Here is a 23380-nt window from a genome sequence, read left to right as displayed (position 1 = left end):
CTTACGCGTCCTCCTTTATTTCTTCTACTTCATCAATATCTTGCACGCTCATGCCATCGTCAATTTCACCGATGTCATCTGATTCGTCCAAGTATGTTTCTTCTTCCTCATTGTCAGCGGCAACGGTTTTGTCTTCTGGACCACTTGAAGCGATAACATGCTCAGCGTCAACTGCAGCCTCGTCGTCAACCAAATCAACTCGAAGACCCAAACCTTGAAGCTCCTTAACCAACACGTTGAAGGACTCTGGAAGTTTTGGACCAACAATCGGCTCATCCTTAATGATTGACTCGTAAGCCTTTGCGCGACCGTAAACGTCGTCGGACTTAATTGTCAACATTTCCTGCAAGGTTGCAGCGGCACCGTAAGCTTCCAATGCCCAAACCTCCATTTCACCGAAGCGCTGACCACCGTTTTGTGCTTTACCACCAAGTGGCTGCTGAGTAACCATCGTGTATGGACCAGTTGAGCGGGCGTGAATCTTGTCAGAAACCATGTGGTGCAACTTAATCATATGCATCACACCAACTGTTGTTCGCTCCTCAAATGGTTCACCGGTGCGACCGTCAAACAATTGACTCTTGCCGTCACGCGCCAAACCAGCTTTTTCTAGCTCGTCAGAAATCTTCTCACTTGGAACACCGTTAAATGACGGAGTTGCTACGCGGTAACCCAATGCTCGCGCCGCCATACCAAGGTGAGTTTCAAAAATCTGACCAAGGTTCATGCGGCTTGGCACACCAAGTGGGTTCAAAACTACGTCAACCGGCGTACCGTCTTCTAGGAATGGCATATCTTCAACAGGAAGAACCTTCGCCACAACACCCTTGTTACCGAAGCGTCCAGCCATCTTATCACCAACGCCAATCTTTCGTAATTGCGCAACGAAGATCTGAATTTGCATCAAAACGCCAGCCTTCAACTCGTGACCATTTTCACGACTAAAGATCTTAACGCCAACAACTTTACCGCCGCCCGCATTGTTCATTCGCTGTGAAGTATCGCGAACGTCCTTAGCTTTTTCACCGAAGATTGCGCGAAGCAAGCGTTCCTCAGAGCTCAATTCCTGCTCGCCCTTTGGTGTAATCTTACCAACCAAAACATCGCCAGCCTTAACCTCTGAACCAATTTGGACAATTCCGTTCTCGTCCAAGTGACGCAAACTTTCCTCGGAAACGTTTGGAATATCGCGCGTCACAATCTCTGGACCAAGCTTCGTCTCACGAACCTCAACGGTGTAATCTTTAATGTTAATGCTTGTCAATCGATCATCTTCGACCAAACGACGACTCATAATAATCGCGTCTTCCATGTTGTAGCCGCCCCATGGCATAAAGGCAACCAGAAGGTTTTTACCTAGGGCAATTTCACCGCCGGCAATCGAAGCGCCTTCAATCAGAATATCGCCCTTCTTAACCTTGTCGCCACGCTCGACGCGAACTTTTTGGTTGTAGCAGCGATCGTCATTGTTCTTTACGAAGTGCTTCAATGTGTAAATCTTTACGCCGTCAGCATATTTGACGTGAACTTCGTCGGCATCAGCGCGAACGACTTCGCCGTCGGCGCTAGCTTGAATCAAGTGACCACTATTCTCAGCCACAGCCTTCTCAATTCCAGTACCAACAGTTGCAGATTCTGGGCATAATAGCGGAACCGCCTGGCGTTGCATGTTTGAACCAGTCAAGGCACGGTCGACACGAGTCTTTTCAATAAATGGCACCAATGCCGCAGTCGAACCTAGAATCTGGCGGTGAGCCGCATCCATGAATGTAACTTGGCTAGCATCAACTTGTGATGGCTGCATGTTGCTGCGGGCGTTGACACGCTCGTCGCGGAAAGTTCCGTCTTCGTTAAGAGCTTCACCAGCATCAGCGATAACCTCACCAATTTCCTGTGAAGCATCCAAATAAACAAGTTCGTCAGTGACTTTGCCGTCTTTCACACGAAGATATGGAGTTTCAATAAAACCATATTCGTTAACACGCGCATAAGTCGCCAAGTTAAGCACCAGACCGATATTCGCACCTTCTGGCGTTTCCACTGAACAGATACGACCATAGTGAGTCGGGTGGGCGTCGCGAACCTCAAATCCAGCGCGCTCACGAGTCAAACCGCCAGGACCAGTCGAGCTCAAGCGTCGCTTGTGGCTCAACTCTGACAATGGGTTAACCTCGTCAAGTAACTGCGACAGCTGGCTTGAAGTAAAGAATTCACGAACAGCTGCAACAATTGGACGAGCGTTGATCAATTGACTTGGACTAACACTTTCCAAATCAGCCACGCTCATACGATCCATCGCATTGCGCTGCATTCGAAGCATACCAACACGGAATTGTCGAGCAATCAATTCACCAACCAAGCGAATTCGGCGGTTGCTCAATGCGTCAATGTCGTCAGCTGGCTCTTGCGTATTGTTCAAGCGAATAACTTCACGCAAAATCGCCACCAAATCGCTCATTTGCAATGTGCGATTTTCTGCTGTATTTGCAACATCCAGACCCAAGCGTTGGTTCAATTTATAACGACCAACCCGCGAATAATCAAACCGCTTGAAGTCAAAGAACATTCGTTCAATCATCTGACGAGCGTTATCAACTGTCGCCAAGTCGCCTGGACGCAATCGACGATAAACCTCAATCAACGCCTCATTTGCACCACGAGACGTATCCTTGTCCAAGGTTTCGTCAATGTATTTTACGTCGCCAGTATCGATATCAGCGAACAATTCCTTAATTTCGCTAGTCTTTGGATAGCCCAAAGCGCGCAACAAAGTCGTTGCTGGCATCTTGCGGCGGCGGTCAATCTTTACGTAAATTGCGCCATTAGAAGCCGTCTCAAACTCCATCCAAGCTCCACGTCCTGGAATGATTTTTGCGCCGTAGTAATTACGACCAGCCACTGTTTCAGCGGTAAAGAAAACACCAGCAGAACGAATCAACTGGCTAACAACCACACGCTCCGTACCGTTGATAACGAATGTACCGCGCTCAGTCATCCATGGATATTCACCGAGGTAAATTTCCTGCTCTTCAACTACGCCAGTTGTTTTATTCGTCAATTCAACTGTTGCGTGTAGCGGAGCCTCAAATGTCAAGTTGTTCTCTTTGGCAAATTGGTCAGTGTTTTTTGGCTCGCCAAAATAGTATTTGCCGAACTTTAATGACAACTTCTGACCAGTGTAGTCGTCAATTGGATTAATTTCTGAAAATATCTCACTCAAACCTTCTTCGACGAACCAGCGCCAAGAATCTTTTTGGTGAGCGATTAAGTTTGGTAGCGGCAGGGCATTATCACCAGAGGTGAAATAGACGCGCTCGCTACTTGTGGTTGGTTTTTTTGCCACAGGCGTAAACACTCCTCGCTTTAATTAGTGGTTAATAGACGGCCGTGAAGATCTCTAATTCATAGCCCAAAATCACGATTTGCCTACTCGCAATTTTCACCCGCCATGAATACACTACTTCTATAACTACTCATTATGACGAAAAGTGTCAATAAAATCAAGGGGTTTTACTAGTGTTTTTCAATATTATCAATCAACATATCATGAACTCCGTCAATTGTCCCGTCAGCAGAGATTACCGGAATTCCGTATACTTTGGCAATCTCCAAATATCCATCGTCGACTTTTTTCTGAAAATCTTGCCCGCGCGACTCAAAAGTGTCAGGATTTTTCAGCTCGCCGCGCATAGAAATTCGCTCTTCCCGCTTATCGCGACTCAAACTCAAAATAACCATAACGTCCGGCTTCAGATATTTTTCGTCGGTGAACAATTCCGTCAATCGCAGAATCTCCGACTCGTCATAACCTTCGCCTCGTCCCTGATAAACCAGCGTTGAAATATAATTTCTCGCGCTCAAAACAATTTCCCCACGCTCCAACGCAGGTTGAATTTTTTCCCGCCACAATTCACGCCGAGCTGCAGAAAATAGCGCCACATTCACCGCCGCAGAGCGAGCCAAATCGCCGTTTTTTATAACTTTTCGAAGCTCATTTGCTATCGGAGTTGATTTTTCCGAATCATCGCTTCCCGGCTCTTCAATCACGCAAACCGTTCGCCCGATTGATCGGAAATATTCCGCCAATTTCGCGACCTGCGTCGACTTTCCTGTCCCGTCATTACCCTCGATAACTATATATTTTCCCGCGTCACTCATCATCACCTCGTAATCACAGTATGCGGCTTATTCAGATAAAGCATCATCTTTTTCGCCTTGCCGTCAACTTTTATAAAATGCGTGTGCTGATGCGCCATCGACCTGGTTTTACTTCCTTGCGCTCGGGCGTAAATCGAATAGCCGTCATTCTCAAATTTCGCAATCTGATTCATATAGTCAATTTTTTCCTCATCGCTCAAATTCGCCAATGAATCCACGTGCCGTTTCGGTATAATCATCAAATGATCATCCACGCCGCAGCCATCCCAAAAATTATAGCCAAATCTGTTCTTAATAATCAGGCAATGCGCAGTTTCATCAACTACCTGATCTGTGTGATGCTTTACCAATTGACAAAAATCGCAGCCGTCAGACTTATGCTTTCTCCTGTGATCGATATATTCTTTTTCTTTCGTTCGTGAGCGAAACATTGAACCTGCCATCATCACAAAATCCCCTCGCTTAGACCCGGAATTTCCATCGGTTTATGACGATTATCCTTAAATGCCCGCGGCAACATCATTTCTGGACGCCAAGTCTTTATCAATTCATCCAAATCGTCAGTGTGCTGATATTTACCGCTCATTCCACCGCGTCCACTAGCATATCCGCCGTCAACCTGACCAGTGTGATGAAAAATCAATTGCCCAATACGTTCGCCGACAGGCAAAACCACACTTTCATGCTTATTCAAATTGTAAATCTCAAGCGTAATCCGATTTATATATCCCGGATCAACCCAGCCAGCATCAAAACACACCGCCACGCCGTTTCGCCCCCAAGAGCTACGACTTTTCACCTCAGCCGCGCCGCCATGCGTCCGAATTCCAACAAATTCGTGCGTATGCGCCAAAATTCGCTCACCAGGCTTCAAAACGATTATCGGATGATCTGGCGGAATATTCTTAAATTCCCGAAAACCGTGCCGCTCACACCATTCGGCGTGCGGAATCGCCTTAAGTGGACCCTTGAAGTATCGATTGACATCAGACTCGTCAAACGGATTATAAACTCGCGAAATATCGTCATATTCCTGTTTATAAAAATTAAAGCCTAGCGTAAAATCTAAGCTGGCTTCCGATACGTTTTTTGGGTTGAACGGCGTACAGACAATCGTCCCGTCTTCAATCGCCGCTAATATATCTTTATTTGAGTACACGCTCACTAAACACCTCCCATTGCGTGATTTTTCTACCAAATCTTATTATGGCAAGTTTATGCATTCCTATCAAGCTTTCGGTAAATTTTACAGCATGTTAAACTGAAATTATGGAAAAAGCCATTATTGTAGCTTACGATAAAAACCGCGCCATCGGACAAAATGGCGATATGCCGTGGGGGCGAAGTTTGCCGGCCGACTTGGTGAATTTTAAGCGCTTGACGAGAAACAGCAATGTCATTATGGGCAGAAAAACGTTTGAGTCAATTGGCTCGCGACCACTTCCAGACAGAGAAAATATTGTCATTTCATCCAAGCCAACTGGCGTCAAAAAAGTTCTGACGGCTATGAATTTACGAAGCGCCCTGGCCTTATCGCGATATCCGACTTTTATCATTGGTGGCTCACGAGTTTATAAAGACGCGCTAGATATTCCAGAAATTGACACTATTTACGCCACGGAAATTGACGCCGAATTCCCCGATGCTGACACTTTTTTCCCAGAGATAGATATGGACGCGTGGGAGGAAGTAAGTCGCACACATCATTCGGCAGATAATGAAAATAATTACGATTTTGATTTTGTGACGTATAAAAGAAAATAGCCTCCTTAAGTTGACAGTATTTGGTATTTATGGTATGATAAAGCGCATGAATGAGCAATATAATCTATGTATCATAGATCCCGAAGAGAGTGGCGATCTTAAAATTACAGATATACCAGAATATCAGAATTCAGTGCGCGCCCTCATTGCAATACTTGTCGATAATCCTGCCTGCAATGAAGATGGAACGGTCAATAGTAAAGCGTTCTTGATAGAAAGAGGAACATCTGAAAATGGCAACTCTACAGCAAAAGGAACGTATAGAGATATACAGTTTAATCCCGACACCAGACGATATAAAATTCTGCCGAAGAAAAATCTCCGTAAAAAATAAACCTTAGCCACTCAGGCTATAAGTGCAAATCACACTACACAGCAATCGGCGCCTTGATCGGTGGATGATGCTCGTAGTCCTCCAGGCGGATATCATCAATGGTGAAATCGTCGATACTCTTGATGTCTGGATTCAACCACAGCTTTGGTAGCGACAGCGGACGGCGCGATAATTGCTCGTCAACTTGCGCGCGGTGATTATTGTAAATATGTGCACTATTTAAGGTATGGATAAACTCGCCGGGTTGCTTGTCGGTGACTTGAGCGACCATAGACAGAAGCAGCGCATAGCTGGCAATGTTAAACGGCACCCCAAGGAACATATCCGCCGATCTCTGAGTCAGCGCCAAATCCAGCTTGTCCTTCTCGCTGTTTTTACCAGGTCTTACGTTAAATTGAAACATCGTATGACACGGAGGCAGCCCGCCAGCTTGGACGATGTCATCAATTTCCGCCACATTCCACGCGCTCACGATATTCCGACGCGACTCTGGACTTGTCTTTATCATGTCAATAGCGTTCTGAATCTGATCAATAGTTCCACCCTTCCCGTCCGGCCATTTTCGCCATTGGACACCATAAACAGGACCCAAATTTCCCCATTCTTCAGCAAACGCATGATCGTTCGCAATCTTATCAATAAATTCCTTCATGCCAGCGCGCCACTCGTCGCCGTTAATTTCCGGTATTTTCTGACCAGTTTTTTCTAGGTAATTTTTATATGGCCACTCATCCCAAATATGAACGCCGTTTTGCGCCAAATATTCAATATTGCCCGTACCCTTAAGAAACCATAAAAGCTCATGAGCGACACTTTTGAAATATAACTTCTTGGTAGTCATCGCCGGAAATCCGTCCGCCAAATTATATCGCGTCTGAATACCAAAAACCTCTGTCGTCCCCGTTCCCGTACGATCGCCTTTTTGTACACCGTTATCACGAACGTATTTCAATGCGTCTAAATATTGCCTCATAAGCCCTCCTTGCCTAACTCAAATTATGACAATATTCTCCAAAAACCACAAGCAGAATCACTAGTAGTTTTAACAACAAACACGCAATTTTTTACGACAATTTAGTCAAGACTTTGTCGATTAGTCCGTACTTTACAGCTTCATCTGGCGTCATCCAATAGTCACGCTCCATATCGGACTTGACCTTAGCCAACTTCTGACCGGTGTTTTTCGCCATAATCTTCGCTAGCATTTCCTTAACTTCCAAAGTTTCCTTCATGTCAATTTCCATGTCGGTCACTTTTCCGTGCGTTCCAGAAGACGGCTGATGAATCATCACCTTAGCGTGCGGCAAGCAAAACCTCTTCCCCTTAGCGCCAGAGCTGAGCAAAAACGCGCCCATACTTGCCTGCAAACCAATTCCATACGTCGCCACATCGGGCTTAATAAAATTCATCGTGTCATAAATTGCCATTCCATCATAAACACTGCCGCCTGGACTATTGATATATAGCGATATATCAGCCTGCGGGTCAACATATGCCAAATGCAGTAATTGCGCCACTACGCTGTTCGCGGTATGTTCGTTAACGTCTTCGCCAAGGAAAATAATTCTCTCATTCAACAATCTCGAATAGATATCGAAAGCACGCTCGCCGTCGGCCGATTTTTCAACGACAGTTGGAATGAGATATGATTTTGGCATATTTACCCTATTTCTTCGTGTTTAATTCGACCAATTTAGCAACGGTCTTATCTGTAATCATTCGATTGGCAATGTCGCGATGAACGTTTGGGTTGTCAAATTGCTCTAATATTTTCTTATCTTTACCGTATTGTTGCTTGAAGAAGTCAATTTGTTTCTGGATTTCATCGCGAGAAGCATCAATCTTCAATTCCTTCGATAGTTCTGCCAATACCAAGCCAGCCTTAACGCGCTTTTCAGCCGCTGGACGAGCCTCTTTCTTCGTCCACTCTTCCTTATCTTTGAAGCCCTGAGTCTTCAAATAACTCTCCAAACTCAGTCCGCTATACATCAAATTCTGAGTCAAGTCACGCTCGATTGATCGCAATTGATCCTCAACCAAAAGTTCTGGCAGCGCAGCTTTACTTTTTTCCGTCAATTCGCCAACCAACGCGTCCTTAAACTTCTCGTCAGCTTCACGCTCTTTTTGCGCGGTGAGCTCACGCTTGATGTCCGCTTTTACTTCTTTCATCTCTGTAAATGGACCGCATTTTGCAGCAAATTCATCGTTTAGTTCTGGCAATTTCAATTCATTAACCTTGTGAAGTTTCACGGTAAACACAACGTCTTGACCTGCCAAATTCTCAGCGTGATAATCCTCTGGGAATTTCAGTTTCAAATCAAATTCTTCGCCAGCCTTATGACCAATCACACCTTCTTCAAATCCAGGAATGAATTGACCTTCGCCAAGCTTCAAGCCATATTCCTTAGCCGAACCGCCGTCAAACGCCACGCCGTCTTTCTTTCCCGTAAAGTCAATCACAGCCTCGTCGCCGAGCTTAGCGGCACGCTTGACCTCTGATTTTTCGGAATAGTTTTTACGGATTCGCTCAATAACCTCGTCAACATCTTTATTCTCGACCTTGGCTACTTCTTTTTTCGCTGTCAATTTTTTGTAATCGCCCAATTTTACTGGCGGAATAACTTCAACTTCAGCCGTAAATTCCAACTCAGAACCAGGAACAAACTTTTTAACTTCAACACTTGGTCGATCCAAAGCTTGCAATTTTTCCTGCAAAAACGCCTCAGCTACTGCCTTTGACAAAGCATTCTCTAAAATCTGCTCCTGAAGCGCATTAGGATCAACATGCTTAGCGGCTATAGTTGCGGGAACTTTTCCTTTGCGAAAACCTGGAACTTTGATGTCACGCGCCAACTTCGTCAAGGAAACTTGTTCTGCGTCAGCTAATTCGCTAGCACCCAAAGAAATCGTCAATTGAACTTTAGTATCTGATAGTTTTTTTACAGTAGTCTTCATAAAGACTAATTATAACAGATATCAGACTATATCTCAAACAGAGCGTCCTCATCGCCATCGTATCGACGATCTTTGACAATTGTCACGATTCGTTCAGCGCTAACCTTTTGCTCATCAGACTCCACCAAGTTTCGAACCGTGTATGCACCGCTAGCAATTTCATCCTCACCCACGAACACCGCAAACGGAATTTGCTTTTTTAGCGCCGCTTTTATCTGCTTGTCAATCTTTCTACCAGTGATGTCCAACTCTGCTCGCACGCCTTCACTGCGCAATTTTCGCGCCAAATCGTCCGCGCCAGCCATAGATTCTTTTGACACCGGAATTATATATACATCTGTTTTAGATGTCAATTTCGGCAACAAATTGTGCACTTCCAAAAATTGTTCCATTGTCGTTGCGCCCATGCCAACGCCGACCGTAGCAATCGGTTCAACGCCAAATAGCCCGACCAATCCGTCATATCGTCCTCCGCCAAACAACGCTCGGTTATTCTCTGGCGAATTGTCAAAAAGCTCAAAAACCATGCCCGTGTAATAGTCCAGTCCGCGCATCAAAGTAACATCAAACACTGCATTCGTAATGCCTTTTTGGCTAAGCAATTTCATCACTTCGCGAAGCTGCTTGACGCTTTCATCTTCCATCAATTCGCTCGGTAAATCATCAACAGACTTCATGCTAATCATTTTTGCTAACTTCGGCAGACCCTCTGATGCTTGATTGCCAAAAATCTCAATCGCCTGACGCTTAAATTCTTCGGCAGGAATCTTATTTTTCCTATCGAGCAGCTTCATCATCATCGTCGAACCAACAATATCAAGCTTTAAAAATTGACTCATCAAACGATTGATCAATTGGCGATTATTAACCCTGACCGTAAACATTTCTTGCTTGGCGCCAAAATTCATCACGCTAGCGTGGCTCAGTTCAATAATCTCCGCGTCCGCCGCCGCGCCGTCCACGCCAAACAAATCCGCATTCAATTGCCAAAACTCACGCTCACGCCCACGTTGCGGTCGTTCATAGCGCATAAAATTAGCAATTGAATACAGCCGCGCAGGCATCGCTAATTCCTGACGCTTAGCCGCCACCATTCGAGAAATCGACGGCGTCATCTCAGGGCGGACTGCCACCATTCGACCACCACGATCTTCAAAAGCGTATGTTTGCTCGCCTGCCAATTCCTGACCTGACTTCGCCAAATAAATATCTAGCGGCTCCAGTAGCGGCGCGCCGTATTCTTCATAGCCAAAACTCTCAACCGTCTTGTGCCAAACATTAAAAATGTAATTCTGCAGACGCTTTTCCTCTGGAAAATAGTCTCGCGAACCTTTGTAACTTTGTGTAGATAAACTGCTCATGTTAGCTCCATTATGTCATTATTTCTTATTTATAGCAATCAAAAACGCCGAGGCAGAACTCGGCGCGTACAATCAAAAATCAGAGTCCTACCTCGGCAACACGTGTGAATGATGGAATTTAGGTAAAATCATACGCCTATTGTAGTAAATTTCATGATTTTTGTAAATACCTGTTGACAATAGATCAAGTAATTGATATATATATATCAGCTTTTGCAATCGCAGAGGCTGGCGTTTCGCCCAAAGCCATTGGGCTTGAGACGCCCCACTTCGCGGAGAATTACTATTCTCTGCCCGACTCCAGAAGGAGTACAAAATGGGTTGGCAGCTCTACGCTGAGAACGAGGACGAGAAGGTCCTGGAGAAGCAGCGGGACGACGGCGGCACTGAGTACCTGCACTTCTACAAGGACGAGTCCTTGTCGCAGGAGGCCGCCGCCAGTAGGGAGAATGGTCAGGATCACGACCACATCACCTTCTACCCCGACGGCAGTCTGAAGTACGACTCGACTCAGCTCTAGCCCCCAGACCTGGACACGTCATAAAACTGTCCATCTTACTTGAATATTTTACGTTATCTATATGAACACGCCGCCACTCAGCAACATCATCCGCAACGACATCGACATGTTCTGGTCGAATAGGCTCGGTTTAATTCGTAGTGCAGCTGATGTGCGGTCGTTTGTGTGCGAGTATCTGCCGTTACTTGGCATTGATTATGATACGTCAATTTCTAAGACTATCTTGCAGATTCGGTGTATAGATATTGCAGAGGCTCAACCGTTAGTTTCTGAAATAACCGCCCTAGTGAAGCTAGTTTGTAATGAGTGCACTATGAGTGCGCGCCTAAAACTTTGGCAGCGGCTGGCGAAAACGGTTGGGTATGAGAAAGAAATTAACAAAATAGACATAAATCTAACGTCTAGATCAAATATTATTAAATATATTAAAGTGCTTTTGTCAGATAGTTGCATGAATATGTGGCCAGCTCATGATATAGCGTATAAAATTGTCAACCTAATGGCGCATTATGATATTACCGAAGATGACCGCCCGCTGTATGAAATATGGGACTTAGCAACAGAGATAGAAGCAATGAATTTGGCCGAGATAAAAAAATCTGGCAAGCTGGATGAGATGATCGGACTGAGTAAAGAGCTTGACTAAATGTAGTCGGTTGAAAGCTGGCGGCGTTAGGTTGTTGCGCAGCACGACGAGCTACTCTATCCTTAACTTATGAGTCATATTACCCACCGAATCGCCGCCGCCATTCGCGCTAATGATTTGCCAGCTTACCAGCGTGAGCGCTATCCCGCCATTCAAGAAGGCGAGTTTGTTCGCTTTACGGATGAGGATTTTCATGGCGTTGATTTCGACCAGTTTGTCATGGGCTTTTTCGTGTTTCAGAATTGTAATCTGGACGACGCAAAGCACATTTATGGGCAACCAATTTATTTTACCAATTCGTCGGTTCGGAATGTGGATTTTCGTGGCGCAAAACTAATCATTGAAGCAAAGGATTGTGACTTTAGAGGAATGAAATATGACAAGGAAACACAATTTGTCTATGGTAGCGGGAAATTGGCAGCACGATCGCGTTTCATAAATTGTAAATTAGATGATGAAACTCGTGATTTTTTGAGCCAACAAGGCGTAGAAATTAGCTAGGTTTTATTATTCCCAATGCATGTTGTTGACAGCCATCAAAGACCTGAGTCGTGTCTATAAACCGACTCTTTTTCTTGCTAAACTGTTCATATGAAATATTTTACAATAGTTAAATACCACCCCTGCATTCAGCTAGCTCACGCCTATGAGTATTTATTTGTGTCTACGGTTACAGAATATCTTTACCAGCACAATAGATATAAGCTATTAGACTATTCATTAAACGGCGAAACCTACGAATCAGGCATAATAGTCATTAACGGCGAACGCTATAATAATGAATCTGAAAAATTATTAAATAATATAGCAACCATGAAAGCCGACTTAGGGTCGGAAAAATCTGGATATCTGCCGGTCGCGCAAGCGATATCCCAAATAGGCGCCGAAGAGCCCAATATGCTTTATATCGGCAATCCAGAAAGAGTAATTAAAGAACTGAAAAAGCTCAACACGAAATCCTGGAAAAATATAGATTCAGTTAGCTTACTGCCAGATACAAAGGCTGTAAATGAAGGCATTGTCGATTTAATATACCCGACAAATCAACTATCAAATATTAATTCACCTTTAGAACTAAACATCGAGATCAAAGACCAGCCTCTACAAATCTGCGCATTATGGTGCGAGCTAGCTAGATTTATAGGACTATCAGTTGGACAGAGAATTTGTCATAATTTCAGTACATATTTTAGTAGTGAACGTATAAACAATGACGACACAACCATGACATATACTGCCACTTTTTCTGTCAATAGACATTCTCAATCAGAAATAAATTTAGAAGAAGTCGCTTTATTATCCAGAAAAACCATAAATGAGATTATCACGCCGGATGTATTAATGAGGTTTTCTGCGTATTTGTCTTCCGCGTCATATTCTCACAATCCACACTTTGCACCAGATATATCTTATACGGCACAAAATCTTGGAGTTCTAATAGGTTCACAAGGATGGAAAAACATCGCCACTTCAGATAACATGAAAAAAATATTACAAGCAGGATCATACAGTCTACACTACGGAAATAGCTCAATTGATCTATAAATCACCCCTCGGACAACGTCAATACATTCTGCTGCAACCAGCAATACATCGCCACAGTCGCTGCCGCGCCAACGTTTATAGAACGAGTCGAGCCGAATTGCTCAATCGCCACAATCTGATCCGCAGCACCAGCCAGCTCCGCAGAAATCCCTGGACCTTCTTGCCCAAATACCAAAACCGCACACTTCGGTAAACTCGTCTGCGACATATTGACACTGCCAGGAATATTATCAATAGCAATAATTTCCCTACCTTCAGTCCGCATTTTTTCAACAAACTCTTCCGTCGTCGCCAGATACGTAATGTGCAGATACTTATCCGTCATCATCGCACCGCGCTTATTCCACTGCCTGCGCCCAATTACATAAATCTGCCGCACGCCAAACGCATTAGCGCTCCTGACAATTGTCCCCATATTAAAATCTCGCTCGGTATTTTCCAGCGCAATCACCAAACCGTGATCTTCAGAATCCAGCTCACTTATAATCTCCGATTCGCTCCGACCCTTAAACTTATCAATGACATTTCTTTTATCTTCCATCTCTGTTATTTTAGCAAAATTCCTGAACAAATAACAAAATTGAGAGCCTTCTATTGACTTAATCACCATAGAATGGTATAAGTAATATTGGTTTTCGTTAATGAGTTGAGATTACTCCTCATCCGAAAACGTTCATTGACAAGCAGCCAAAACACAAGGCGAGTTTTTATTTCTTCTAAAAACTTTAAGGGATAAAATCTCGTCTTGTGCATAAAGAATGCACATATATCACAGTGAGGGCGAGAAAACACCAGAAAGGTGAGGGATCGTGAATAAAAAGACCAATACGACAGCACTGGAGAATTTTCTTCGTCGAGCAACCGCGTCTGTCGAGGGGAAGAAATTGACCCTCGACTATATCCCGAAAGAAGGTCTGATATCACACGCGATTGCCACTGATGTAGAAGTTAGGAAACTTCTCGTCCAGCTAAGCGAAGAAGCCACTGCGCTGGCGCAAGTAGCGCAAAGTCTTCTGGGCCACACAGAGCCAGAAGACTAACAGCGCGGGATATATGATGAGTTGATCCACATTCTTTTTTATGGCTGCTTGTCATATATCCCCTGAAATCATTTTGGAATAGTCTCATTTGAGGCTGTTTTTTATGTGTTCTATTGACTTTTTTACACAAGTGTGATATATATAATATCAGCTTTTGTTGACAAGTTGAGTAAATCCTTGTCCAAAAGTGAACTTTGACAGGCAATCGAATACAAGATGAGGTTTTATTTCTTTTTTAAAACCACCATAAGAGAGATAAGATCTCATCTTGTGTTGTTAAAGAACAATACGTCGCAATCCTGCGGATGAGAGAACATGAACAGGAAGATAGCACAATGTTTATCGATGTCTCTGACGATCTCTTCACTACGGCGGAAGCCCTGAATGCGAAATGGCACACCGCCATGAATGTCATCTGCAAGGACGAATATATCCCTGCAATTCAAACCAGGCGATTCGTCCAACAGATTCGCGACATGTATCAGCGAGTGCAAGACCTCCAGACCTATGCGAGCACCCGTCTTGCGCAATCCCCAGCCATCGTTGTAGGTGTCAACATCTACAACGATGCCGTACGCATCTCGGCGGCTCTAGAAGAACTGAAAATCTTCGTCACTAAGCACGTCGCCATGACGGACGAAGACGAAGACCAGTTCGAGGGGGTCTTGAACGAGATTGATGGTATTCTTCTGTGCTTGATGTACGCAGGAGAATCCATGCAAAGCCGCGACGAGGCTGTACTCAGCAATCCCTGGATTGACTGACGTTATATAGTCTACATGGCGGGTGATTGTTCTTTTACGATTGCCTGTCATGTAGACTCTGAATTTACGACATTAAAAATCACCCTAACTACGGGTGATTTTCTTATGGTGAAAAATTGCCAAATATTGGTGCGGATGAAAGGACTTGAACCTTCACGTACTTGCGTACACTAGCACCTGAAGCTAGCGCGTCTACCAATTCCGCCACATCCGCATGGGCTACGCGTCAATTATAGCCCAATTTTCACCCAGTATCAAGCTTGATTACGAAGCTTACACCACGCGTTTAATTCCGCCGCCAGCTCCTTTGGTTGAGCCTCCGCTTTAATTCCTGGATTAAAAATTCCAGCTGGATCAAAGATTTGCTTCACCTTCGCGTATAATTGTTTTTCGTCATCTGGCAGATTTTTATAAATAAAGTTAGCCTTCAATCTTCCGTCACCACCAAAGCCCGCAAAAGAACCTTCGTACTTATTAACAATCTGAGAAATTTCCACCAACAACTGAAGAATCTTTTGGCGTTCACTAACCTTTTTACTGTCAAATGTCGGATGCAAAGAAATATAGTCGCTTGAAAAGTCAACAAAAACTGGCAAATCCACGCCGTACTTAGATTCCAGTGACTTCAACTCGCTAAGGAAACTGTCAATCTTTTCTGGCGCCATTAAAATCCCAGAGAAAACGCGTGGCGTAATCATATGCGGCTCGCTCGGAGTTTCCGCCAAAGCCAAAACAGAATGCAAGCTGAACAAATCCTGCTCTTCCAAATGTAGAGTTTTTATGTCAATCGCTTCTGATGATTCCAATTTTCGAGTCAATTTCTTCGCGGCTTTATTGCGCGCTCTGTCAGAAAAGTCGTCAAAGATAGCCAAGACCACCGCACCCTTAAAGCATTCTTTCGGCGCCCACTCAACCACTTTACCGACGACCGCAGCCTGACGGAAGAATCGCCCGTCGATTATTTCCACCGCCGACGCCTTATTTTTCATCGCTAATTCCACAGCTGATTGCGCGTCTGACAACTTTTTATATGATGCGGCAACAACTGAATATTCTGGACGAATAAATTGCGCCTTCATAATAACTTCGCAAATCACACCCAGACTTCCCTGGCTACCAATAAACAACGGCGTCAAATCGAACGACCCGTCTTTTTGCTTCACCCGAGAAATCCCGCTGTAGCCAACCGTATCTGGCAAAGCTGGATCCATTTGCGAAATCAGCTCGGCATTATCTGAGATTAAATTGTCAATCTCTCGATAAATCTCGCCCTCAAACGTCGATAAACCTTTTTTCTTACTCAATTCGCGTCGAGATATGCGCCCAGTCTGAATCACATCGCCATTACTTAGGACAATTTCAAGCTGCTGAATGGCATCAGCAAAACGGCCATGCGCGCCAGATAACATTCCAGACGGAGCTGTGTTAATTGCGCCACCAATCGTGCCTTCTTCCGCCACATATGAAGTTCGCGGCAGACCCAAGCCTTTATGAGTAGACAAAGTTGCGTTGATTGCCGAAAGAGAAATTCCCGCTTGAACATGAATCAGTTGCTGGCGAGGATCAATACCAAACACACGATTCATATACGTTTTTTCATCAATTGCAATGCCCTTATTCGTCGCTGCGCCAGTTTCATCATTGCCACAACCACGAACAAATACAGGTAAAACATGACCTTTCTCTGCCAATTGAGAGCAAAATCGCATCACTTTTCTGATGTCGTTCATATTAGCCGCACGAACAATCATTTCTGGTCGGCGCGCCAAAAGTCCATTGTCAACTTCAACTTGACTCAATGCAAAATCCTGCGACGCGACTTCGCCGCTAAGATGCTCATTCAAATATTTCGCAACTTTATTCATCAATCCTCCTTAGCATATTACTTCAATTTTAACATAAGCGCGGACAGTTGATAAGTAGAATTTGTTTTGATATAATCGGGTTATGCGGATGTGGTGGAATTGGTAGACACGCATGCCTTAGGAGCATGTGCCTCACGGCGTGAAGGTTCAAGTCCTTTCATCCGCACCAAGAACTGAGATTTTTCACTATAAAGAAAATCACCCATGCTCAGGGTGATTTTTAATTAATCTTTTATGGTGTCGATCAGTTTCGCCTCTGCTGAACTTATTTTTGCTGCAACCACTGCGCTAATTCCTTCCATACTACAGCTATCACGTCGGTCTTTTCATCGTCACTCATCTCAGCTATCGTCTTGTTTGCACCATCAACTTTGAAATATTTATCGTAGTCACGACCATTCTCGCCGCGTGGTTCGCTGAGTAATTCACCATGCACTTTGTACGTAAACGTCTTGATTTCTAGTCCATCTATATACGTAACCGTACGCTGAGTGTATGCCCCTCTGTCATCTTTAAGCAATTTTACTATGTTTTCTATGCCGATAGTATCAAGTGCGTACTTCGTATAAACCCCTGGAAAACCTTTGAGGCTTTTGATGAACAGTCCAGAATCCATAACAACCAGTGGGCTCTTTAGTAGTTTGTAGTATTTTTGAGCTTTATCAATGGATACTTCTTCTTGGCTATCTGATTGAATTTCCGGTACATCAGGTAGTTCCCTGTCGGGAGCTGTGAGTGTTAGACCCGCCCCCAATAATGCCTGGTTTGCTCCAGCTAATTTATATTTGTTGGTTGTGGCGTAGGTTATATTCATAAAGCCCCTCCTTTATTGAATTATTCTTTTCTTTGCCATGCAACTCTTGCATAAAAAACATTCTTCATTACCACTAGTACAGGAATTAGTATTGGAACAGACCATGATCGTATCAGTAACGAGGGACGATAGACTCATATCTGGATATTCCGACCCCTCAGTAAGCACCTTTTCTGCGCCTATTATCACCGTTCGTATAGTCTCCTTGTTTACTCAACTCATCAACGAAAGCTACTTTTGTTTATATCACACTTGTATAAAAACTCAATAGAATACACTCAGCACAACTTGTCAGGACTTGAAACCTGAACTATAATTAGCTCACATCACGAGTTCGTTAAATAAAACGACAGATGTAATTACGGGAAATTAGCTCAGTTGGCTAGAGCGCACGATTCACATTCGTGAGGTCACAGGTTCGAGCCCTGTATTTCCCACCATTTCACGTTAGGTATAAATATGGAATCTTTTTACGTTACGTCAACTCATCTTGACATAGATATGGCGACTGAACCTCATCCTTCTGGATTGGTTATATTCTCGCGAGAATTATCTACAAACGGGAAGCCGACTGGACACATAATAGTATCTCCCGAGAACCATCATACAGATGTATATTACGATTATCTTACAAGGAATGAAGCTTTAGTAGTAGAACGTGAACATTGGGGAGTAAAAAATCATCAAGGCAAGATTGTAAATTACTTCGCCCGAACAGAACCTGCTTATGGAATATACATACCTCAGCTAGACGATATGCCGGACTATCCCGAACTACTAATAGCTTGTACGAAGAATAAAAAAGCGAAGAGATTAGCCCATCAAGAATTAAGAGTAGACTCGACGCAAGTTAAATTGGCGACGAAAGCTCTCGGTATAGTAATGGCCGATCTAGATATTTTACATAGAGCCGACGGCAAAACTCGGCTGATAAATTTTCCAAAAGACCAACTTGACGAACAGCAAATTACAGTATGTTAAAGCATTAAACACAACTTTCACTCTTTTTATTTCCCTCTTATCGTGGTAAAATTTTATATTAAGAGGAAGGTCTGTGCTAATATCAGACCATATTTTTATGAAGGACGCTAGCAAGATTCGAAACATTGCCATTATTGCCCACGTCGACCACGGCAAGACAACAATGGTTGATGGACTATTAAAACAATCGCGAACATTCCGCGACAATCAAGCCGAGATGAGCCAGGAATTGATTATGGATTCCGGCGATCAAGAGCATGAGCGTGGTATCACCATCACCGCCAAGCAAACGTCAATTTTTTACGGCGATTATAAGATAAACATTATCGACACACCAGGACACGCCGATTTTTCAGGCGAAGTTGAGCGAACCCTGAATATGGCTGACGGCGTTCTGCTGATCGTGGACGCACAGGAAGGTCCGATGCCTCAGACCAAATTCGTATTAGCGAAGGCACTTGAACTGGGACTGAAGCCTGTTGTGATTATCAATAAGATTGACAAGCCAGCCAGGCGAATTGCCGAAGTTGAAGACGAGTTGAGCGATTTGTTTTTGGAGCTAGCGACCGACGATTCCCAATTGCAATATCCAATTTATTACGCAATCGGACGCGACGGAAAATCATGGAAAGAAGTTCCTGCAAACACTGACGAAGATGCGGATTTGACGCCAATTTTTGACGCGATTATTAACGATATTCCAGCGCCAGACGTGACAGAAGATGGCGCGTTTCAATTGCTTGTTACCAGCTTACAATATGACACATTCCAAGGAAAATACGCGATTGGGCGAATTGCTCGCGGATCCGTTAAGCGTGGCTTGCAAGTCAGTTTGATGAAAAATGGCGAAGTCGCGGGCTCGGCGCGAATTGAGAAAGTTTTTGGCTATCGGGGCTTGAATCGCGAAGAACTTGACGAAGCTTTTGCTGGCGACATTGTGGCGCTGGTTGGCGTGGCTGACGCACATATTGGCGATACGATTGCCGACAAAGAACAGCCTGAAGCGCTACCAACAATTGATATTGAAGCTCCAACTCTGAGTATGTACCTCGGACCAAACACCAGTCCAATGAAAGGGCGCGAAGGCGAATTTACGACATCCAGGCAAATTGGCGACCGATTGAAGCGAGAGCTTGAAACCAACGTGGCGCTACGAGTCGAGGAAAACGGAATTGGCTTTACGATTTCTGGACGCGGTGAGTTACATTTAAGCGTTTTGATCGAAACTATGCGACGTGAAGGCTTTGAGTTTGAGGTTGGACGACCGCAAGTCGTTACAATTACCGAGGACGGCGTCGAAAAAGAACCGATTGAAGAATTGCAAATTGAAGTTGGAAGCGAATTTATTGGCGCGATCAGCCAGGAGCTTGGCGCGCGACACGCCGAAATGAAATCCCAGGAAACGACCACCGCTGGCGCTGCTCGCCTGACTTACATTTTGCCAACGAGAGCGCTGATTGGTCTGCGCAACATTTTATTGACCGCCACCAGAGGTACGGTGATTATGAATTCCCTGCCTCACGGATATCAACCGCTTGGCGGAAAACTGCCAAAAACCCGCAATGGAGTTTTGATTGCATTTGAAGCTGGCACGACAACACCTTACGCCCTGCAAGCAGCCGAAGCCCGTGGCGAATTATTGGTCGGACCAGGAACAGAAGTTTACGCCGGAATGATTGTCGGGATTTACAATCGCCAAGAAGATATCGAAATCAACGTTTGTAAAGCCAAGCATTTGACCAACATGCGTTCCAAATCGTCGGATGGAACTGTGCAATTGACGCCATTTACGCAATTTAGCTTGGAGCAATGTATCGACTTTATCGAAGATGACGAGCTTCTGGAAGTTACGCCAAAATCATTACGACTTCGCAAGCGATATCTGGACGCAAACGAACGAAAACGCGCCGCGAAACAATAGTCGTGTAAAGCACAAAAATAACCGCCCCGTAATGAGGCGGTTTATTTTTATACACAGAGAGGAATTAGTTGACAAGAGTTTCTTTAACTCGTCGAGAAGCAAAGAAGTACAAGATTACCAATCCTTCTACTATTAGCATTGTAACGATTCCGGTAATAAATGCTGAAACGTCTACTCCTGACCTTCCGGATGCATATATAACTACCGCATTTGCAACATTGCCCAATCCAGCCGTGGCGATCGTAGCAACAGCTAGCCACTTACCAAGACGCTTCTGCATCGTTATAAACACAACTACACAAATAGCCAAGACTACCAGTATAGGTGAAAATATCAAGGCAATTACATTTTCAGGCTGGCTAAGATTCATTATTGCCTGGAAAAACACTGCTGTATTGACAAGGCTACCGATAACGAAACAAACCACAAAGAACATTAACCAACCCTTAACACCCTTCAGGGATTCTGCCATCACGACATATTGCACTGGCGCTGCTTGCGGCTGAGCAAAATATTGTTGGCTGACTGGTTGCTGCTCATACGGCGTGTTCTGTGGTTGTGGTGCGGGACCGTATTGTGCGTTTGGATCAGGCTGTGGCGCATATTGCGGCTGCTGAGGTTCTTGTTTTGGCATATTAACTTCTCCTTTTAAGAATATTGGTAATGCCAATTATACCACATCCTTAATTTCCTCTGGTAAAAATCCTTTGTCGTGCTTAAAGCCAGCTTGCCACTTATAGTCCTTGTTATAGCCCAAATCTTTCATCAATTTGGTCGGAGCATTTCTGAGATGCAACGGCACGGGAGAATTCGGATATTTGCGCGCCAGTTCAAAAGCGCCGTACATTAAATCGGTAATTTCACGCGACTTCTGGCTGCGAGCCAACGCAATAGCGCAATGGAATAAATTATACTTCGCCTCCGGAAGACCGACGCGCTCGACAGCCTCAAACGTTGCAATTGCCAAGCTTAGCGCACCATTACCCGCCAGTCCGATATCTTCCGATGCGAAAATCACCATTCGCCGAGCAATAAACTTCGGATCCTCGCCCGCGTCAATCATCCGCGCCAAATAATACGTCGCAGCCGTCGCGTCACTGCCCCGCAATGACTTGATAAAAGCGGAAATCACGTCGTAATGCGAATCGCCTTTTTTATCATAGCCCGGAAGCCGCTTCTGAGCCGCCGCCTTGACCACTTCCGGCGTTATTTTTTCATTAAAACTCAGCGCCAATTCCAAATTGCCCAGCGCCACCCTTGCGTCGCCGTCCGATAATTCCGCCAAATAATCCAGGACTTTGGGCGAAACTTGCTTGGACTTTTTCAGAACTTTCAGCGCTCTTTTTAATACCAATATAATTTCGTCTTTTGTCAATCGCTGGAGAACCAAAACCCGTGAACGCGACAGCAGCGGCGTGATGACTTCAAAGCTCGGATTCTCGGTCGTCGCACCGATTAACGTAATTAGCCCACTCTCAACATGCGGCAAAAACGCATCTTGCTGAGCTTTATTAAATCGGTGAATTTCGTCAACGAATAGAATTGTTCTAAGTCCTAAATTCCAGTTTTGGCGGGCGTGTTCAATCACTTGTTCAACGTCTTTTTTTCCACTTGTGACTGCCGATAATTCAATGAACTCCGCCTTCACCTCGTGCGCAATAATCCGCGCCAACGTCGTTTTCCCAGTCCCCGGCGGACCCCACAATATCAAACTGACCGGCTCGCCATTCTTAACAATCCGCCTCAATAACTCGCCCTCGCCAAGCAAATGACTCTGCCCTATCACCTCGTCCAGCGTCTGCGGCCTCATCCGTTCAGCCAGTGGCTGCCTACTATCACTCATACTCCCATTATATCGCGAAATCCATAAAGCCAAAAAGTCTCCGCCGTTTACACTTTCCTCGCACAAAATGCTACAATAGATCTATATAAATAGGAGGAAAAATGGGAGCATTTGTAGTAATAATCTTAGTATCTATCGGGCTTTATGTGCTTGGTGGCATTAAAATTGTCAATCAATATCAGCGCGGCGTGGTTTTAACACTTGGCCGATTTACTGGTGTTCGCGAACCAGGATTAAGAGTCGTCATTCCAGGATTGCAGACAATGATGTTGGTCGATATTCGTTCAACTCCAATTGACGTTCCAAAACAAGAAGTCATCACCAAAGATAACGTCACGGTCGGCGTTGACGCGGTGGTTTATTTCCGAGTCATCAACGCACCAAAAGCCGTACTGGAAACCACAAACTATATTTACGCGACTAGCCAATTTGCCCAAGCAGCGCTGCGCGACGTCACCGGTAATGTTGATATGGACGATTTGCTTGCCAAGCGCGAAGAAATTTCCCAGCAGATCAAGGAAATTGTTGATGCCGAAACCGACAAATGGGGCATCGATGTCGAGAACGTTAAGATTCAGAATATCGAACTTCCTGGCGATATGAAGCGTGCCATGGCCAAACAAGCCGAGGCAGAGCGCGAGCGCCGTGCTAACATCATCAATGCTGACGGTGAAAAAGCCGCAGCCGAAACATTAGCTCAGGCTGCAGAAATCCTAGCAAAAACTCAAGGCGCTATCAATCTGCGAACATTGAACACCTTAGAGCGAATCTCTACAGAGCCAAGCCAAAAGACGATGATGTTATTCCCCATCGAACTCATCGACGCAATTCGTGGCGGTAAGAAATAAACCACCTATCAATAAAATAAG

At 44.6% G+C, this 23380-nt stretch carries 24 protein-coding genes and 3 tRNA genes; 13 read left to right on the top strand and 14 right to left on the bottom strand.

Annotated elements, in window-relative coordinates; translation table 11 throughout:
- Window position 1: 1 nt before the first annotated feature.
- The 4 genes from rpoB to LRM45_RS04235 form a co-directional block, all read right to left on the bottom strand.
- Window positions 2-3343: a DNA-directed RNA polymerase subunit beta gene (rpoB, locus tag LRM45_RS03620; RefSeq protein ID WP_243826798.1), complete on the bottom strand. Its 3342-nt coding sequence runs from the start codon at window positions 3341-3343 to the stop codon at window positions 2-4.
- Between the two features lie 170 nt (window positions 3344-3513).
- Window positions 3514-4161 (bottom strand): dTMP kinase, encoded by a 648-nt coding sequence (gene tmk, locus LRM45_RS03615; RefSeq protein ID WP_243826797.1) that lies wholly within the window; start codon window positions 4159-4161, stop codon window positions 3514-3516.
- Window positions 4161-4604, bottom strand: a complete 444-nt coding sequence (locus tag LRM45_RS03610; protein WP_243826796.1) for an HIT family protein — start codon at window positions 4602-4604, stop codon at window positions 4161-4163. The genes tmk and LRM45_RS03610 overlap by 1 nt, the downstream gene beginning before the upstream one ends.
- Window positions 4604-5323, bottom strand: coding sequence for a dCTP deaminase (locus tag LRM45_RS04235; protein ID WP_243826795.1), 720 nt, complete (start codon window positions 5321-5323; stop codon window positions 4604-4606). The genes LRM45_RS03610 and LRM45_RS04235 overlap by 1 nt, the downstream gene beginning before the upstream one ends.
- 104 nt (window positions 5324-5427) lie before the next feature.
- On the opposite strand from LRM45_RS04235, the gene LRM45_RS03600 reads away from it, so the two are divergent.
- Together LRM45_RS03600 and LRM45_RS03595 are read left to right on the top strand one after the other, a co-directional pair.
- Window positions 5428-5922 (top strand): dihydrofolate reductase, encoded by a 495-nt coding sequence (locus LRM45_RS03600; RefSeq protein WP_243819209.1) that lies wholly within the window; start codon window positions 5428-5430, stop codon window positions 5920-5922.
- Between the two features lie 34 nt (window positions 5923-5956).
- A complete protein-coding gene (locus LRM45_RS03595) occupies window positions 5957-6256 on the top strand; it encodes a hypothetical protein (RefSeq protein ID WP_243826794.1) in 300 nt (99 codons plus the stop codon).
- Between the two features lie 34 nt (window positions 6257-6290).
- On the opposite strand, the gene LRM45_RS03590 is transcribed toward LRM45_RS03595, so the two are convergent.
- From LRM45_RS03590 to hisS, 4 genes are all read right to left on the bottom strand, one after another.
- On the bottom strand, window positions 6291-7229 hold the full coding sequence (locus tag LRM45_RS03590; protein ID WP_243826793.1) for a thymidylate synthase: 939 nt from the start codon (window positions 7227-7229) through the stop codon (window positions 6291-6293).
- A gap of 91 nt (window positions 7230-7320) precedes the next feature.
- Complete coding sequence (locus LRM45_RS03585) at window positions 7321-7914, bottom strand: ATP-dependent Clp protease proteolytic subunit (RefSeq protein ID WP_129635252.1); 594 nt, start codon at window positions 7912-7914, stop codon at window positions 7321-7323.
- A gap of 7 nt (window positions 7915-7921) precedes the next feature.
- Window positions 7922-9211 (bottom strand): trigger factor, encoded by a 1290-nt coding sequence (gene tig / locus LRM45_RS03580; RefSeq protein ID WP_243826792.1) that lies wholly within the window; start codon window positions 9209-9211, stop codon window positions 7922-7924.
- A gap of 26 nt (window positions 9212-9237) precedes the next feature.
- Complete coding sequence (gene hisS / locus LRM45_RS03575) at window positions 9238-10572, bottom strand: histidine--tRNA ligase (protein WP_243826791.1); 1335 nt, start codon at window positions 10570-10572, stop codon at window positions 9238-9240.
- A 316-nt stretch (window positions 10573-10888) separates the two neighbouring features.
- Here hisS and LRM45_RS03570 point away from each other — a divergent pair, with 316 nt between their 5' ends.
- From LRM45_RS03570 to LRM45_RS03555, 4 genes are all read left to right on the top strand, one after another.
- On the top strand, window positions 10889-11092 hold the full coding sequence (locus LRM45_RS03570; protein ID WP_243826790.1) for a hypothetical protein: 204 nt from the start codon (window positions 10889-10891) through the stop codon (window positions 11090-11092).
- A gap of 61 nt (window positions 11093-11153) precedes the next feature.
- On the top strand, window positions 11154-11738 hold the full coding sequence (locus LRM45_RS03565) for a hypothetical protein (RefSeq protein WP_243826789.1): 585 nt from the start codon (window positions 11154-11156) through the stop codon (window positions 11736-11738).
- Between the two features lie 69 nt (window positions 11739-11807).
- Entirely contained in the window at window positions 11808-12239 is a 432-nt protein-coding gene (locus LRM45_RS03560) for a pentapeptide repeat-containing protein (RefSeq protein WP_243826788.1), read from the top strand.
- 90 nt (window positions 12240-12329) lie between these two features.
- Window positions 12330-13283 carry a hypothetical protein gene (locus tag LRM45_RS03555; protein ID WP_243826787.1) on the top strand — a complete coding sequence of 318 codons (954 nt, stop codon included), beginning with the start codon at window positions 12330-12332 and terminating at the stop codon, window positions 13281-13283.
- A gap of 1 nt (window position 13284) precedes the next feature.
- Here LRM45_RS03555 and LRM45_RS03550 read toward each other — a convergent pair whose 3' ends face one another.
- Window positions 13285-13824 carry a TrmH family RNA methyltransferase gene (locus LRM45_RS03550; protein ID WP_243826786.1) on the bottom strand — a complete coding sequence of 180 codons (540 nt, stop codon included), beginning with the start codon at window positions 13822-13824 and terminating at the stop codon, window positions 13285-13287.
- 268 nt (window positions 13825-14092) lie between these two features.
- Between LRM45_RS03550 and LRM45_RS03545 the strand changes: the two genes are divergently transcribed.
- Window positions 14093-14323, top strand: a complete 231-nt coding sequence (locus tag LRM45_RS03545; protein ID WP_243826785.1) for a hypothetical protein — start codon at window positions 14093-14095, stop codon at window positions 14321-14323.
- A gap of 305 nt (window positions 14324-14628) precedes the next feature.
- On the top strand, window positions 14629-15087 hold the full coding sequence (locus LRM45_RS03540; protein WP_243826784.1) for a hypothetical protein: 459 nt from the start codon (window positions 14629-14631) through the stop codon (window positions 15085-15087).
- 127 nt (window positions 15088-15214) lie between these two features.
- Here the strand turns inward: LRM45_RS03540 and LRM45_RS03535 are convergent.
- Window positions 15215-15301, bottom strand: a tRNA-Leu gene (locus tag LRM45_RS03535).
- Between the two features lie 40 nt (window positions 15302-15341).
- A complete protein-coding gene (locus LRM45_RS03530) occupies window positions 15342-16952 on the bottom strand; it encodes an FAD-binding oxidoreductase (RefSeq protein ID WP_243826783.1) in 1611 nt (536 codons plus the stop codon).
- Between the two features lie 84 nt (window positions 16953-17036).
- Here LRM45_RS03530 and LRM45_RS03525 point away from each other — a divergent pair.
- A tRNA-Leu gene (locus tag LRM45_RS03525) sits at window positions 17037-17121 on the top strand.
- A gap of 96 nt (window positions 17122-17217) precedes the next feature.
- Here the strand turns inward: LRM45_RS03525 and LRM45_RS03520 are convergent.
- Window positions 17218-17766, bottom strand: coding sequence for a non-canonical purine NTP pyrophosphatase (locus tag LRM45_RS03520; protein ID WP_243826782.1), 549 nt, complete (start codon window positions 17764-17766; stop codon window positions 17218-17220).
- A 363-nt stretch (window positions 17767-18129) separates the two neighbouring features.
- Here LRM45_RS03520 and LRM45_RS03515 point away from each other — a divergent pair.
- The 3 genes from LRM45_RS03515 to typA all read left to right on the top strand — a co-directional run bounded on the left by LRM45_RS03515 (window position 18130) and on the right by typA (window position 20668).
- Window positions 18130-18206: transfer RNA gene (locus LRM45_RS03515), tRNA-Val, on the top strand.
- 19 nt (window positions 18207-18225) lie between these two features.
- On the top strand, window positions 18226-18747 hold the full coding sequence (locus LRM45_RS03510; RefSeq protein ID WP_243826781.1) for a hypothetical protein: 522 nt from the start codon (window positions 18226-18228) through the stop codon (window positions 18745-18747).
- A 97-nt stretch (window positions 18748-18844) separates the two neighbouring features.
- Window positions 18845-20668 (top strand): translational GTPase TypA, encoded by a 1824-nt coding sequence (gene typA / locus LRM45_RS03505; RefSeq protein ID WP_178142890.1) that lies wholly within the window; start codon window positions 18845-18847, stop codon window positions 20666-20668.
- Window positions 20669-20732: 64 nt separating this feature from the next.
- On the opposite strand, the gene LRM45_RS03500 is transcribed toward typA, so the two are convergent.
- Both LRM45_RS03500 and LRM45_RS03495 read right to left on the bottom strand, forming a co-directional pair.
- The gene (locus LRM45_RS03500) at window positions 20733-21302 is read right to left on the bottom strand and encodes a hypothetical protein (protein WP_243826779.1); all 570 of its coding nucleotides are present in this window, start codon (window positions 21300-21302) and stop codon (window positions 20733-20735) included.
- Between the two features lie 36 nt (window positions 21303-21338).
- On the bottom strand, window positions 21339-22511 hold the full coding sequence (locus tag LRM45_RS03495) for a replication-associated recombination protein A (RefSeq protein ID WP_243826778.1): 1173 nt from the start codon (window positions 22509-22511) through the stop codon (window positions 21339-21341).
- Between the two features lie 101 nt (window positions 22512-22612).
- Between LRM45_RS03495 and LRM45_RS03490 the strand changes: the two genes are divergently transcribed.
- Complete coding sequence (locus tag LRM45_RS03490; protein ID WP_129743970.1) at window positions 22613-23359, top strand: slipin family protein; 747 nt, start codon at window positions 22613-22615, stop codon at window positions 23357-23359.
- Window positions 23360-23380: the final 21 nt, after the last annotated feature.

The sequence above is a fragment of the Candidatus Nanosynbacter sp. TM7-057 genome, assembly GCF_022828295.1.
Taxonomy (GTDB): Bacteria; Patescibacteriota; Saccharimonadia; order Saccharimonadales; family Saccharimonadaceae; genus Nanosynbacter.
This window is presented reverse-complemented; position numbering and strand designations above follow the sequence as displayed.

What these genes read in the sequence shown, in the direction of transcription:
- LRM45_RS03585 (WP_129635252.1), bottom strand. Translation starts at nt 7,914, where the DNA reads ATGCCAAAATCATATCTCATTCCAACTGTCGTTGAAAAATCGGCCGAC.
- hisS (WP_243826791.1), bottom strand. Translation starts at nt 10,572, where the DNA reads ATGAGCAGTTTATCTACACAAAGTTACAAAGGTTCGCGAGACTATTTT.
- LRM45_RS03500 (WP_243826779.1), bottom strand. Translation starts at nt 21,302, where the DNA reads ATGCCAAAACAAGAACCTCAGCAGCCGCAATATGCGCCACAGCCTGAT.
- LRM45_RS03495 (WP_243826778.1), bottom strand. Translation starts at nt 22,511, where the DNA reads ATGAGTGATAGTAGGCAGCCACTGGCTGAACGGATGAGGCCGCAGACG.
- LRM45_RS03555 (WP_243826787.1), top strand. Translation starts at nt 12,330, where the DNA reads ATGAAATATTTTACAATAGTTAAATACCACCCCTGCATTCAGCTAGCT.
- LRM45_RS03570 (WP_243826790.1), top strand. Translation starts at nt 10,889, where the DNA reads ATGGGTTGGCAGCTCTACGCTGAGAACGAGGACGAGAAGGTCCTGGAG.
- typA (WP_178142890.1), top strand. Translation starts at nt 18,845, where the DNA reads ATGAAGGACGCTAGCAAGATTCGAAACATTGCCATTATTGCCCACGTC.
- LRM45_RS03510 (WP_243826781.1), top strand. Translation starts at nt 18,226, where the DNA reads ATGGAATCTTTTTACGTTACGTCAACTCATCTTGACATAGATATGGCG.
- LRM45_RS03590 (WP_243826793.1), bottom strand. Translation starts at nt 7,229, where the DNA reads ATGAGGCAATATTTAGACGCATTGAAATACGTTCGTGATAACGGTGTA.
- LRM45_RS03520 (WP_243826782.1), bottom strand. Translation starts at nt 17,766, where the DNA reads ATGAATATAACCTACGCCACAACCAACAAATATAAATTAGCTGGAGCA.
- LRM45_RS03550 (WP_243826786.1), bottom strand. Translation starts at nt 13,824, where the DNA reads ATGGAAGATAAAAGAAATGTCATTGATAAGTTTAAGGGTCGGAGCGAA.
- LRM45_RS03530 (WP_243826783.1), bottom strand. Translation starts at nt 16,952, where the DNA reads ATGAATAAAGTTGCGAAATATTTGAATGAGCATCTTAGCGGCGAAGTC.
- LRM45_RS03595 (WP_243826794.1), top strand. Translation starts at nt 5,957, where the DNA reads ATGATAAAGCGCATGAATGAGCAATATAATCTATGTATCATAGATCCC.
- LRM45_RS03610 (WP_243826796.1), bottom strand. Translation starts at nt 4,604, where the DNA reads ATGATGGCAGGTTCAATGTTTCGCTCACGAACGAAAGAAAAAGAATAT.
- LRM45_RS03560 (WP_243826788.1), top strand. Translation starts at nt 11,808, where the DNA reads ATGAGTCATATTACCCACCGAATCGCCGCCGCCATTCGCGCTAATGAT.
- tig (WP_243826792.1), bottom strand. Translation starts at nt 9,211, where the DNA reads ATGAAGACTACTGTAAAAAAACTATCAGATACTAAAGTTCAATTGACG.
- LRM45_RS03540 (WP_243826784.1), top strand. Translation starts at nt 14,629, where the DNA reads ATGAGAGAACATGAACAGGAAGATAGCACAATGTTTATCGATGTCTCT.
- LRM45_RS03565 (WP_243826789.1), top strand. Translation starts at nt 11,154, where the DNA reads ATGAACACGCCGCCACTCAGCAACATCATCCGCAACGACATCGACATG.
- tmk (WP_243826797.1), bottom strand. Translation starts at nt 4,161, where the DNA reads ATGATGAGTGACGCGGGAAAATATATAGTTATCGAGGGTAATGACGGG.
- LRM45_RS03600 (WP_243819209.1), top strand. Translation starts at nt 5,428, where the DNA reads ATGGAAAAAGCCATTATTGTAGCTTACGATAAAAACCGCGCCATCGGA.
- LRM45_RS03490 (WP_129743970.1), top strand. Translation starts at nt 22,613, where the DNA reads ATGGGAGCATTTGTAGTAATAATCTTAGTATCTATCGGGCTTTATGTG.